This window comes from uncultured Dokdonia sp. (assembly GCF_947492535.1).
Lineage (GTDB): Bacteria > Bacteroidota > Bacteroidia > Flavobacteriales > Flavobacteriaceae > Dokdonia.
The window spans coordinates 57,470-69,706 of record NZ_CANLNH010000012.1 but is presented as its reverse complement, the minus strand read 5'-3'; the positions used below and the strand labels follow the sequence as shown (position 1 = coordinate 69,706).

Below are 12,237 nucleotides of genomic sequence, written 5' to 3'. Positions count from 1 at the left end.
GTTCTTTTTTAAGTACATTTATGTAACTAACCATCAAAATATAGGGGTATGTTTTTACGTAGTACATTGTTCATCATTATTTTAATTTTTCAATTACACGCAAATGCACAAGAACAAGTTTCTTTAGATGATTTTGGCGTCTCATTTACTGTACCCGCGGGTTGGACGGGAGATATTCAAGGAGAGTATGTAGTATTAGGTCATACCACCATTCCTGGGATGATGATTTTATCAGATAATCCTATTCGAACGATTGAAACTGTTGTCTCCAATGCACAACAAGGAATCCAAGAAGATGGATTTAATCTTACGGCAGATGGGGCTTTTAAAAAAGTAAATACTAAAAGAGCCGAAGGGTATTATAAAGGCACCTATGATTATAGTACAAAAGTAAAAGCCTATGCGATTGGCCTTATAGATGGTCAAGGAAAAGGAATGAGTATCTTGATTCTTACGGAGACCAACGCTTTTTCTCAAGATCATGTGAGTGCTGCCAATCAATTAGCCACTTCTGTAAACTTTTTTAAACCGAAAGCATCTAAAGTTACTAAAGAATGGGAACAACGATTGGTAGGGCAAAAACTTACGTATCAAAAAACGGGTGATGGGCCAGACGGGGGAAGCGTAAAGCGTGTTATTAACTTATGTACTAATGGTACCTTTACGTTCTACTTTAATGCACATGCTTCTTTTGATGTCGCCGAAGGATTTGGCTATGCCAATAGTAATGAAGATAGTCGTGGTCGTTATACAATCTATTCTGTACATAATGATTCTTATCTCACCTTACAGTTTGATAACGGCAAAGAACTAGAATATAAACTCACCTTAGATCCAAAAGAATACCCTGTCCTGAATAATACAAAGTTTATTCCTCTGGATGCTGAAGGTTGTGAGTAATATGTTAACTTATTTTATCATCTTCCAGAATGGTAAGTTCCAAATTGGACGTGTTAGTAACAGGTACTTGAATAAGTGTTTTTAAGTTCTTATCTGAGAAGGGATACCCATACGAGTCAGAGCCCTCATGAATGAGTTTTGCATATACATTTCCATGTCCGTTTTTAAAGGGAGTCATCTTAGGAAATAATGAACTGTCATTTGGACCTTTAGCTGAGAAATATCCTTCATTTATTCCGACCATAATATCTCTATATACAGCAGCGCAGACATCATTAGGAAACATGGCATTTCTTGGTTTCCCATTATACACACAATTTCCATTACTTAAATAGATGGTTTTATTATTCAAATCAGTAGCGGGAATTTCAAAAGTAAGTTTTGGAGAAGTAGATGTTAAAGATATACCTCCTTTATTGGTGAATGATCCTGTAAAATCATAAGTTATAGGGCTACTTGGGACGTTTTTTATAGTGAGTGGTTTTCCTTGCAATGTTTTTAAATAGGCATCATACGGCGGTTGATTTGCAAAAAGTACGTTAGCGCCTACTACTTTTGTATTCCCTTTTCCATTTTTACGTTGTACCGCAGCCCCATTTGTTCCTCCTAAAGCAGTCGCTATATTCTTAACAATCGTATTGTGTGATTTTGAATACCCTAATTTATGAGATCCTATTGTCATTGCGATAGGTACTCCAAATACATCTACAGATGATAAATCTGTCCATAGTACATTATTTGTTCCTAAAGTAAGTTCTATATACCCATAATAATTGTTTGAAGTAGGCGCTGGGTTTTTAGGTAATTTAGTATAATATGAGATATATAAACGGCCACTATCAATACGTGTAACATCAAAAGAATTATTTGTTAATGAAGATAAAGGTGTTGGTGTTCCAATAGTGATTCCAGATCCTGTAAAATTATCTCCAGTTAGCATAAGGAAGATATCGGCAGGATTTGCAACTGCAGATTTGTTTGTAATTGTGATTTTCATAAAAGTAGATTTTTGAATTGGTTAAAAATATACTTCTGATAGTGAAAAAAGTAGCGTACTTCTACGGGATTTTAATCATTATATATTGATACTTAATGAATCATTAATGATGCGATTTCATATACAATTTCTTGTCTGAAGTCTTCATTATAATCGCAATTTGCAAGAAGAACAATCCCAATCCTTTGTTCTGGAATCATCATTAAAAAACTTCTAAACCCCTTATCGCCTCCATAGTGACCTATTGCTTTTTTTGAATGAACATCATATAATTGAAAACCAAGACCTATGTATGGATACGGTTCAAATGATGGTAAGATCATATTTTGATATTTTGTATTTGAAGAATCTTTTAAGTCTCTCAAAAAAGAAATCATCCATAGACTTAAATCAGTTACAGAAGAATTTAATGTGCTACTAGGTGCATGTTCTCTCGTATACGGGTAGTTTTTTCTAATATATGTTTTGTTAAACCAACTTCTAGAATGAGGAGAAGTACGTACATGATCAGGAATATTAAAATATCTAAAATCACTATGAGACATTCCAATCATATTCAAGATCTCGTTTTGCATATAGTCTTCAAAAGATTGATTTGTTACCTTTTCAATGACATACCCTAGAATGTTATATCCCAAATTGCTGTATGCGTATGTGGTAGAAGGACTCTGTTCACCCTCTAAATCTAATGATAGTAGATACTTCTTAAGACTATCATCCGATTGGTTATCATTACCCCAATTGTAATTAGAAATATCACCTAAACCAGAGGTGTGATTTAATAACTGTCGTATAGTAATTGTATTCACATTTTTATTCTGAGATCTCAATTCAGGAACAATGCTTATAAGTCTATCATCTAGAGATAAGCATCCTTTTTGTTCAAGATCTATAATAGCCATGGCCGTAAATAGCTTACTGATTGAAGCTGTATGGAATACTGAGTTTTCTGTAATTGGATTTCTAGTATAGATACTTCGTACACCATAGCCTTTTGTATACGCGATCGTATCTTGAGAAACAATTCCAATAGCAAGCCCAGGAATGTCATATTGCTTCATTTTTTTAGATATTATAGCATCTATAGTGGTCTGTAATTGTTGTACATGAGAAGTTTGACTACAAAGTCTTTCATTAATTAATAAGAAACATGAGATATATAGCAAGTGTAAGAAAGTATGAGTTTTCATAGTATAGCGTGTTATATACGTTCTTTTATTTCTCTATAGAGCAACTTTTCATCTTTCTCAATGGTCTTCAAGAAAGCGTCTGCAATTTTATACACCTCATTAGAGAATGTCCAAAAGTCATCTACATTGGTATTGATAGACGCATCAATGACAAGATCATAATTAGGGAATAGCACTAAAAAATTCTGAGACCCTTTGCTCACGCCACCGTGATGTACCATCCATACCGGAGTTTCGCCGTCTAAAAAATCAGGGTTTTCAAACTCTAAATACGATCGCCATCCTAATGCATATAATTGTTCATTAACCTCACCGTTGTCTAACTTCATAGGCGTCCAAAATGTACGCTTTGTTTCATGGCTTAAGAATGTATCATCGGTGAGATAGGCATTCCCCATTTTGACAAGATCTGTAGGCGTTGAGATAAAACCACCACCGGCCCATTTATAACTTAAATTAATATCATATACCTGCTCAAAATTTCGATACTCTCGATAGTACCCATCTCCTGTTTCATAAAACGTAGCAAAATGCTCGGTTTTCGGTCTATTATGATCCCCGTAGGTATCTTTCATTCCTAAAGGTTGAAAAACGTTTGTATCCATATAGTCTAAAAATGGCGTGCTCACCGCTTGTTCTAAGACAACACTTGCTAGGTTAATATCAAAGGTTGAATACGCAAAGGCAGTACCTGGTTCAAAAATGAGATCATATGGGTCAAATACTTTAAGGCCTTCAGAAGCAGTTTTAAATTCATGGCAATTACAGACGGTATATTTGCCAGAAGCAATACCAAAATCTGTATAATGTCCAACGCCAGCGGTATGACTGAGAAGTTGTTGCATGCTAAAATCCCATTTCTTTTTTGTCCAATTTGTAATTGTATCTCCAAGTATGGCATCTAGTTGGATTTTATGAGCATCTACCGCACGAGCAACACCTGTGGTAGTGACGGCTTTTGAAGTACTACCAATTCGATATTGTGTTTTAGGAGTGGCGGCAATTCCGGCATCTATATCTTGATACCCTACCGCAGCAGACCAAACCACTTCGCCTTTATGACCTACGGCGACAGAAAAAGAAGGGAGTTCTTTACGTTTTCCTATGGTATCGAGATGCTTCGTAGCTTCTTCGATTTGAAGTTTGTATAGAGGATTATTAATGGTGGTGGTGATGGGTGCGCTTTCGCGAAAGCGTGTAAACGTAGAAAAATAATAGATATTCCAGAAAACTACTAACGCAAATAAAACGCATACGGTTCTCCAAAAACGACGCCCTAGTTTATTGAGTTTAAATTTTTTCATTGCTGTTTGTTATTTAAATTGATAGGTCAAAGATGCGCTACGAAAGCAGGCGTATTTTAGAAAATAGACCAATCGGGCGTTGGAAGAAATAGAAACCCTTTAAGCGTAGATAAATAAATTAGTCTTCGGCAATCGCTTTTTAGTCGACGATAGATCTGATCTGGTCGAATAGCTGTAATTTTATACCGAATAAAAAATACTTTTGAAGCAATGATTGTACAATTAGCCGAAGGAACCATAAAAACTAAGTATGGAACGTATAGAGAAATCCTTTTTTATGATGGTATTAAAGAGTCGCATGCATTAGTAATGGGAGATGTAAAAGATGGAGAAGAGGTATTGTGTCGCGTACATTCTTCTTGCATTTTTGCACACCATTTTAACAGTATAGAATGTGATTGTAGGGAGCAAATGGAAATCTCACAACAACTGATAGAACGCGCAGGAAAAGGGATTGTGATTTGGCTAGAACAAGAAGGAAAAGGCAACGGACATTATGCGTTACTTAATACCTTACCGTTTAAGAAAGAAGGAATGCCACAAGCCGAAGCTTATGAGGCAGTCGGTTTTCAAAAAGACAATCGTGATTTTTCAGCGGCAGCAAAAATTTTAAAACATTTGGAAGTAAAATCCATTACCATGATTACAGGAAATCAAAAGAAAACAGAAACCCTCACACGTCATGGAATTACGGTTTCTGGTATACAACCTACGGTATTGGATTGATAGTTTGAATTGGATGTAAAAATAAGTAGAGTAATATTTAGTATAAATAATTAAGTATATAGTGATTGTTCATTTTCTTTGCTTGTCCAAAGAAAACGAACCAAAAGAAAAGACACTTTTTCTTAGGTATTTTTCGCTTTTAGCGAAAAGCGTAAAAAGTTCTCTAAATTTTTTCCAAGGCTTCAAAAATTTTTAACGAGAACTTTTTACTATACTGGAGAAAAAGAAAGCTGAAAAAGACAAAAATAGTTATAGTGCGATGATTCTATGGCTCTCGAAAATTTGTCGTAAAATGTGAAGTGAATAACCCGCAGAATTTCAGACTGTCTGAGCGTAGCGAGTTTCGGAAATTCAGGGATAGAGCGATACATTTAGATAAGGTTTCATAAGCCTAGCCTTTTTTGTTTCTTTTTTTTGGTAATGAAAAAAAGAAAAGATTTAAGATACAGTATAAAAAATATACTACGTAAGTATGCTGTGATTCTGAAATAAATTCAGAATGACGAAAAGAATACATTTATTTTGAAAACTAAAAAACCATTTATAGACCACATTATATTCTGGGGAGTATTACTCTTCAGTTTTGCGTTTATTCAGTTTTTTCAAGACGGAAATAAGCAAGGGTTACACATTATTTTCCTTCAAAACTTAAAGCATTTACCTGGCTATTTACTCACAGCGTATATATTTAATTATGTATTATTGCAATATTACTATAAAAATAAGAAATATATAATTTTTTTCGTGCTTTCTGTGCTGCTTTTTTATATAGCAAGTGCTTTAGATCGGGTGTTTACCGTCTATGTATATGAGACACTTTTTAGAGAGCCTCCTTTTGTAAGAGAATCCATTGTACAGATTTTTAGTGACTGGGAATTTTTAATAGACGGATATTTACTTCCTTTATTAATGGCCACATTTGCCATGACCATCGATCGTATTATTGTCCAGAAGAATAAAAATGAAAAAGCATTACTGCAATTAGAACGAGATAAGAATAAAGCAGAACTTGGTGCTTTAAAAGCACAGATTCATCCGCATTTTTTATTCAATACACTTAATAATTTATATGCACTTACGCTTCAGAAATCGGATAAAGCACCAGAAACAGTAGCAACCCTTTCGGCGATGCTCGATTATATGTTGTATCAATGTAATGATAAATTAGTGCCTCTTGAGAAGGAAGTTACCTTATTAGAAAATTATATAGCATTAGAACGCTTGCGGTATGGGGATGATATTAAAATTGTTTTCTTGCCGGCCGGACAGGCGGGCGTGAATTCTATAGCTCCTGAAGTAAAAATAGTACCCCTTATTTTATTATCGATTGTAGAAAATGCGTTTAAACATGGAGCGAGTGGAAGTACAGGCATTCCAGGAATTCATATTGATTTAAAACAAAAAGGACCGTACATACACTTCATCGTTAAAAACACAAAAGAGATCACGCAACAAACGGATGAAACAGCGTATACAAAAGGTATTGGTGTCTCTAATGTCAAGAAGCAATTAGGATTAGTCTATGAAGAGTATTCCTATGAAGTGACTGATGAAAATGGATGGTATTGTGTAGCTTTACAAATAAATACAGAACACATACGATGATTAGGTGTATAGTAGTAGATGACGAACCTTTAGCGCGCTCTTTATTAGAGCAGCATATTGCTGATGTTCCTTTTTTAGAACATAAAGGGTCATTTAAAAACGCCTTGCTGGCGTCTCAATTTTTGGCAACAAACCAAGTGGATGTCTTATTTTTAGATATCCAAATGCCGAAATTGACAGGTATTGATTTTTTAAAATCAGTATCTCATCCGCCTACAGTTATTTTTACGACTGCGTATCGAGAATATGCTGTTGAGAGTTATGAATTACAAGCACACGATTATTTATTAAAACCGATCACATTTGAACGTTTTTTCACGGCCGTAAGTCGGTTGAAGGTCTCACCTTCAACCACAATAGAAACCACACCTCAAGTAGCACATATATCGCCTGCACATATCTTTGTTCAAGTGAATAAAAAGCATGTAAAAGTGATATTACAATATGTCAAATACATAGAAAGTATTAAAGATTACTTGAAAATTCATACTACGACAGAAACGCTGGTGATTAAAGAACGAATTAGTCATTTTATAGAGCAACTTCCGGAGGACCAGTTTTTACGCGTACACCGATCGTATATTGTAAATAAAGATCATGTCACAGCGTTTACACAACAAGATATTGAAATTGGACGACTAGAAATCCCCATAGGAGGGAAGTATAAGGAGCATGTGATTTCCGTTTTAAAAGGCTAGGGTAATGAATGATTCTTTACTCCATATCATACAGACAATTCCTGAAGGATATAGTACCGTACTTTTTGAAAACAAAAAATACGGCCTCACTAAAACTACATTTACCAATGGGAAATCCTATAAAATCTATGCCGAAGAATTACAAGGGACTGACTTTATAAGTTTGAATTATTATCTCACTAGCACTTCTGAACTTCTAAAACCTTGCGAAATGCCTGCGGAGAAAGTAACTCGGTTTTTAAGGGGGATGGTAATTTGAACTCGGTGACTTCGATACAATTTCTCATACTACGAAATCACTCAGTCACCTGACTGTAGTATTTCTATTCTTAGGTCATTGAGTGATTCGCCGAAAGCGAATTGTATCGAAATGACCGGCTCTATCATTTTCAAATAGAGTGTTACTCTATTTTTTAAAATTATAGCCTTTCTCCCTCTGGAAGAAACTGGAATGAGGTTCATAAAACACATGTAGGTTTTCATAAACTGTAACACTTTTCCACAAAGAGACTCTTTAGTGAAAACAAATTACCATGCGTCTATTACTTATTTTCTTTTTTACAATTATTACATTTCAGATACAAGCACAGTCTAAACCAGACTATTTAAAAATACATCGTTATGATGTGCGAGATGCTTCGTTTTCATTCCCAGAAACCGATTTTAAAATTATAGGCTTTGGTGCCTACCATGGAAGTGTCAAAACAGAAGAAGCCTCTTTGAACTTACTGAAAGCACTAACCAAAGAAGGAAAAATAAAGTACTATTTCCCAGAAACCGATTATAGTACCGCACATTATTACAATACTTATCTTAAAACAGGTAATGAAGCCTTATTGAAAGACCTTGTTTATCATTCTGGGGTAACCGTTCCGCAAGAACGTACCATAGAAGTCTATGAAAAATGGAAGCAATTAAAAGCATTGAATGATGCCTTACCCAAAGAAAAGCAACTTACCGTTGTAGGTGTTGATATTATTATGACCTATAAATATTCTATACAACATATCTTATCCTTATTGAAGGAAGAAGGGCATACATTTCCTGCAGTGAAGGAATTAAAAAAAACACTCAAAAACCCTGATACTGATTTTGTTTCTTATTATGATAGTTCTGGAAAATTAGCCGTAAAAACATTTGTTACTGATGTAGATACAAGACCAGAAACGTATCGTAAGGTTATTAATGATCATAAGATTTTTGACCATATTCTTAAAAATATACGAACCACATTAGGGGTATTTTCTGGGAAAAGAGAAGCGACTATTTTTAATAATTATTTAGCATTAAATGAGGTGTATGACTTTGAAGAAAACCCTCAGTTTATGCGTATTGGTTTTGCACATTTAGAAAAAGAAAGAGAAGGTAAGAGTGCTTCGTTTTTCACACAATTGATAGAGAAAGGTGTCTATAAAAGAGAAGAAGTGATTTCGGTGATAGGGTATCTAACCCAAAGCGAAGTATTATGGGATCAGGTGTATGATGAGGAAGGAAATTATACAGGATACACCAAAGAAGCAGGGTTTGGAATAGGGGATTATGAAGATGAGTATTTTAGAGGAATTCAACATTTGAAGGACACAAAAATTTCTGATATGACCTTGTTTCAACTGAATGGAGCCAATACTCCGTACAGTAATAACGAACCTGATTTAATTGAAGTCATTATGAAATCAGAACCGTCTAATGGAAAATTAGTCGCAGGAAAATCAACAACGGCTTTTTTAGATTATGCCATTCTGATTTCTGATTCAGAAGCGAGTGTGCCTATAGAAGAAATGGAATGATAGTGTATACGCTTTCGCGAAAGCGTATAGTCAACCCTTATTGTTTTAGTTAAGCCTACAATTACTATATTTATAGAGTAATCAATTGTTTATCTCGTGAAACATGTACCTTGTACTTTTTGTCTACTCTTTCTATTCGTATTTTCTGTTTCTAATGCACAAGTTTTTTTTAGTGAACAGAGTCAAGAGCTAGGACTTACAGGAAGTTCTTGGGGAGAAGATGGAAATGAAAATTTTGGAGGAGGGATTTCTTTCTTCGATTTTGATAATGATGGTTGGGATGACTTGACGGTATCTTCTAATGAGGGATTACCCATACGTTTTTATAAAAATAATGAGGGCACTTTTGAACTTTTAAATATGCCAGGGATCAATGATGATCTTTTTCAAACCAAATCGGTACTATGGGTAGATATTGATAATGATGGGGATTATGACTTTTTTTCGAGTAGTAATCAAACGGATGGGGATAATAGACTTTATGAAAATCAGGGCGATCTTACGTTTGTAAATATTACTAATACTGCGGGTTTATCAAATCCAGGGCATCAATCTTTTGGAGCTTCATGGGGTGATTATAACAAAGATGGTTTTTTAGATTTGTTTCTGGTTTCGCGATTTTTTGATAGTGATACAGCGTTTAATACGCTGTATAAAAATAATGGCGACAATACCTTTACAGATGTGTCTATAGAAGCCAATCTTATCCAAGAAAACAGTTTGTCATTTTGTAGTGCATGGATTGATTATGACAAGGACGGTTGGCAAGATATTTATATCTCAAATGACAAAATCCAGAATAAAAACATACTCTATCATAATAATCAGGATGGTACGTTTACCAATGTAGCAGAAGCTGCTGGCGCCGATGTCGCTATAGATGCTATGTCTACAACCGTAGGAGATTATAATAATGATGGGTGGCTTGATATTTATATAGCCAATACACAATTAGGAAATGCATTTCTGAAGAATAATGGGGATGGCACTTTTACGGATGTTGCTCCCAATAATGGGACTTTATTTGAATCTGTAGCATGGAGTTCTGTTTTTTTAGATGCCGATCATGATAAAGATTTGGATTTATATGTGAGTGCGAGTGTGACAAATGTTGAATCAGGACAACTTAGTGCCGCATATTATCAAAATAATGGCAATGGATTATATACTATACCACAATCTGCAGGTTTTGAAGATGATATTTCTATCAGTTATGGAAATGCTATTGGTGATGTAGATAATGACGGAAAGTATGACATTGCTGTATTGAATTGCTTGCCTGAAGATGTTTTTTTATGGAAAAATGAATCTGAAAATAATAATAATTGGATCAAGGTTAAATTGGAAGGCACCGAAAGTAATAGACAGGGGATAGGAGCGCTTATTGAATTGTCTTATAATGATGAAAAACAATATAATTATACGCTTTGTGGCGAAGGGTACTTAGGACAAAACTCATCATATGAATTTTTTGGAATAGGGGAAGATACCCAAATAGATTTTATAACGATATATTGGCCTAGTGGGATTGAAGATGTAGTTACAAATCCGCAAATTAATGCCACGCTTACTGTCATAGAAGGAGACCCTCAACTTGGACTTGAAGAGATACACCAAGAAAAAATCTCTGTATATCCTAACCCAAGTACGGAAACACTACAGATTTCAGGGATGAATAATTATGTAAGTGGCGCTTTAGAGATTATAGATATGTCAGGTAGAGTGATACAAACAATCCAAATTATTGATGTAAGTATGACGTTAGATATTACTTCACTTACTAAAGGAATGTATATGCTGCAAATGCGTTCTGGAGAAGTAACAACGCACAAGAAAATACTTAAGATGTAATCTTTTCTTGTAATCGATCATAAAGCATTTTTTCATCAATATCTAATAGGTGTATATTCTTTTTTACAAACGCACTGTATTTTTTTGATTTCTTATATTCCCCTAGTTTTAAAAATGCAACTTCTAAATACATGGCTGCAGAAAGTGTATGATTATTAGGGTATTTAAAATCTACTTCTTCTATAAGAAACTCTTTTCCTTTTTTAAAATTACCTTTTTCTATAAGTACAGATCCTCTAGTTGCTTTTATATTTTTTTCTTGGTAATTAGATTTATGTGCGATATCTGAATATGTGTCAGCTTCTTCTATTTTATTAAGAAGCAGGTAATTCCAAGCAAGACCATTATAAATATAGCTTTTATAATGACTAGATGCATTCTCATCTATAGGAAGAAATGTTTCCATAATAGATGTTGACTTTTCAAAATCACCTAACTTGAGATATGCGATACTTAGATTAATATTTATGAGATCTATATCATCTACTTTATGTTTATAATTTTCATAAAGAGTGATCGCTTTTTTATATTTTTTTTCTTCCATGCAGTCATATGCATCTAAAAGTTCATTAATATAAATAAGATTGAGTAAGTCTTCTTTTTTATAAGATGGAATTTTTAGTATTGAAAGACCATCTGAAGTTATTTTTAATCCATTGTATGTAGATCTGTATGGGATAAGTGCTATAACTCCTACAAAAAGATTAGCAATTCCAAATGCAGATATAGGATAGATAGCGTTTGATAGATCAATATGAAAACCAAATAAGAAATAGAGACAACCAGCTATAATAAAATTTACTATGAATCCTCCTGAATAAAAGAGCAGTAATTTTAAACGAATATGCTTAAGGTTGTCGAAAGCAGTATAGGCAAGTCCAGAATTAAAGTCTGAGTGTAACACTATTTTGATTCCTGCGATTGTAGTTTGGACTATTTTATGTTTTTTACCAAGGACCATTCTTCTAGGTGTACCTCCAACGAGTTTGGCGAAAAGTAAATGTCCTATTTCATGTAAAAGAATAGCAAACTTTACACTAATGATTATTAGTAAAACATTTCCTATGATTTTTGCAAGATGAATATATTCTCCTCCTACACTTATTAATATGATAGCAAAAATTAATGCAATCCAATATCTAATGGGAATAAATGCTAAGAGTACCTGTCTAATCATTT

General features: G+C 34.1%; 11 protein-coding genes. 7 read left to right on the top strand and 4 right to left on the bottom strand.

From position 1 onward, the window contains the following. Positions 1-48: 48 nt before the first annotated feature. On the top strand, positions 49-900 hold the full coding sequence (locus tag Q1A60_RS15485) for a hypothetical protein (protein ID WP_299766811.1): 852 nt from the start codon (positions 49-51) through the stop codon (positions 898-900). Between the two features lie 4 nt (positions 901-904). Here the strand turns inward: Q1A60_RS15485 and Q1A60_RS15480 are convergent, their stop codons facing one another. The 3 genes from Q1A60_RS15480 to Q1A60_RS15470 all read right to left on the bottom strand — a co-directional run bounded on the left by Q1A60_RS15480 (position 905) and on the right by Q1A60_RS15470 (position 4,391). Then, entirely contained in the window at positions 905-1,897 is a 993-nt protein-coding gene (locus Q1A60_RS15480; protein WP_299766808.1) for a beta-1,3-glucanase family protein, read from the bottom strand. Between the two features lie 92 nt (positions 1,898-1,989). Continuing rightward, the gene (locus tag Q1A60_RS15475) at positions 1,990-3,087 is read right to left on the bottom strand and encodes a serine hydrolase domain-containing protein (RefSeq protein WP_299766806.1); all 1,098 of its coding nucleotides are present in this window, start codon (positions 3,085-3,087) and stop codon (positions 1,990-1,992) included. 11 nt (positions 3,088-3,098) lie between these two features. Next, on the bottom strand, positions 3,099-4,391 hold the full coding sequence (locus tag Q1A60_RS15470; RefSeq protein WP_299766804.1) for a serine hydrolase: 1,293 nt from the start codon (positions 4,389-4,391) through the stop codon (positions 3,099-3,101). Positions 4,392-4,601: 210 nt separating this feature from the next. Between Q1A60_RS15470 and Q1A60_RS15465 the strand changes: the two genes are divergently transcribed. From Q1A60_RS15465 to Q1A60_RS15440, 6 genes are all read left to right on the top strand, one after another. Next, a complete protein-coding gene (locus tag Q1A60_RS15465; RefSeq protein ID WP_299766802.1) occupies positions 4,602-5,117 on the top strand; it encodes a GTP cyclohydrolase in 516 nt (171 codons plus the stop codon). Between the two features lie 522 nt (positions 5,118-5,639). Next, the gene (locus Q1A60_RS15460; protein ID WP_299766800.1) at positions 5,640-6,722 is read left to right on the top strand and encodes a sensor histidine kinase; all 1,083 of its coding nucleotides are present in this window, start codon (positions 5,640-5,642) and stop codon (positions 6,720-6,722) included. Beyond that, the gene (locus Q1A60_RS15455) at positions 6,719-7,420 is read left to right on the top strand and encodes a LytTR family DNA-binding domain-containing protein (RefSeq protein ID WP_299766798.1); all 702 of its coding nucleotides are present in this window, start codon (positions 6,719-6,721) and stop codon (positions 7,418-7,420) included. Before Q1A60_RS15460 ends, Q1A60_RS15455 begins: the two co-directional genes overlap by 4 nt. Positions 7,421-7,424: 4 nt before the next feature. Beyond that, on the top strand, positions 7,425-7,679 hold the full coding sequence (locus Q1A60_RS15450) for a peptide methionine sulfoxide reductase (RefSeq protein WP_299766796.1): 255 nt from the start codon (positions 7,425-7,427) through the stop codon (positions 7,677-7,679). Between the two features lie 274 nt (positions 7,680-7,953). Further along, positions 7,954-9,207, top strand: coding sequence for a hypothetical protein (locus Q1A60_RS15445; RefSeq protein ID WP_299766794.1), 1,254 nt, complete (start codon positions 7,954-7,956; stop codon positions 9,205-9,207). 96 nt (positions 9,208-9,303) lie between these two features. Beyond that, complete coding sequence (locus tag Q1A60_RS15440) at positions 9,304-11,058, top strand: FG-GAP-like repeat-containing protein (protein WP_299766792.1); 1,755 nt, start codon at positions 9,304-9,306, stop codon at positions 11,056-11,058. Here Q1A60_RS15440 and Q1A60_RS15435 read toward each other — a convergent pair. Continuing rightward, a complete protein-coding gene (locus Q1A60_RS15435) occupies positions 11,048-12,235 on the bottom strand; it encodes a hypothetical protein (protein ID WP_299766790.1) in 1,188 nt (395 codons plus the stop codon). The genes Q1A60_RS15440 and Q1A60_RS15435 overlap by 11 nt on opposite strands. Positions 12,236-12,237 lie beyond the last annotated feature (2 nt).

Coding starts and splice junctions, on each gene's coding strand:
- Q1A60_RS15485 (WP_299766811.1), top strand. CDS start 49: ATGTTTTTACGTAGTACATTGTTCATCATTATTTTAATTTTTCAATTA.
- Q1A60_RS15480 (WP_299766808.1), bottom strand. CDS start 1,897: ATGAAAATCACAATTACAAACAAATCTGCAGTTGCAAATCCTGCCGAT.
- Q1A60_RS15475 (WP_299766806.1), bottom strand. CDS start 3,087: ATGAAAACTCATACTTTCTTACACTTGCTATATATCTCATGTTTCTTA.
- Q1A60_RS15470 (WP_299766804.1), bottom strand. CDS start 4,391: ATGAAAAAATTTAAACTCAATAAACTAGGGCGTCGTTTTTGGAGAACC.
- Q1A60_RS15465 (WP_299766802.1), top strand. CDS start 4,602: ATGATTGTACAATTAGCCGAAGGAACCATAAAAACTAAGTATGGAACG.
- Q1A60_RS15455 (WP_299766798.1), top strand. CDS start 6,719: ATGATTAGGTGTATAGTAGTAGATGACGAACCTTTAGCGCGCTCTTTA.
- Q1A60_RS15450 (WP_299766796.1), top strand. CDS start 7,425: ATGAATGATTCTTTACTCCATATCATACAGACAATTCCTGAAGGATAT.
- Q1A60_RS15445 (WP_299766794.1), top strand. CDS start 7,954: ATGCGTCTATTACTTATTTTCTTTTTTACAATTATTACATTTCAGATA.
- Q1A60_RS15435 (WP_299766790.1), bottom strand. CDS start 12,235: ATGATTAGACAGGTACTCTTAGCATTTATTCCCATTAGATATTGGATT.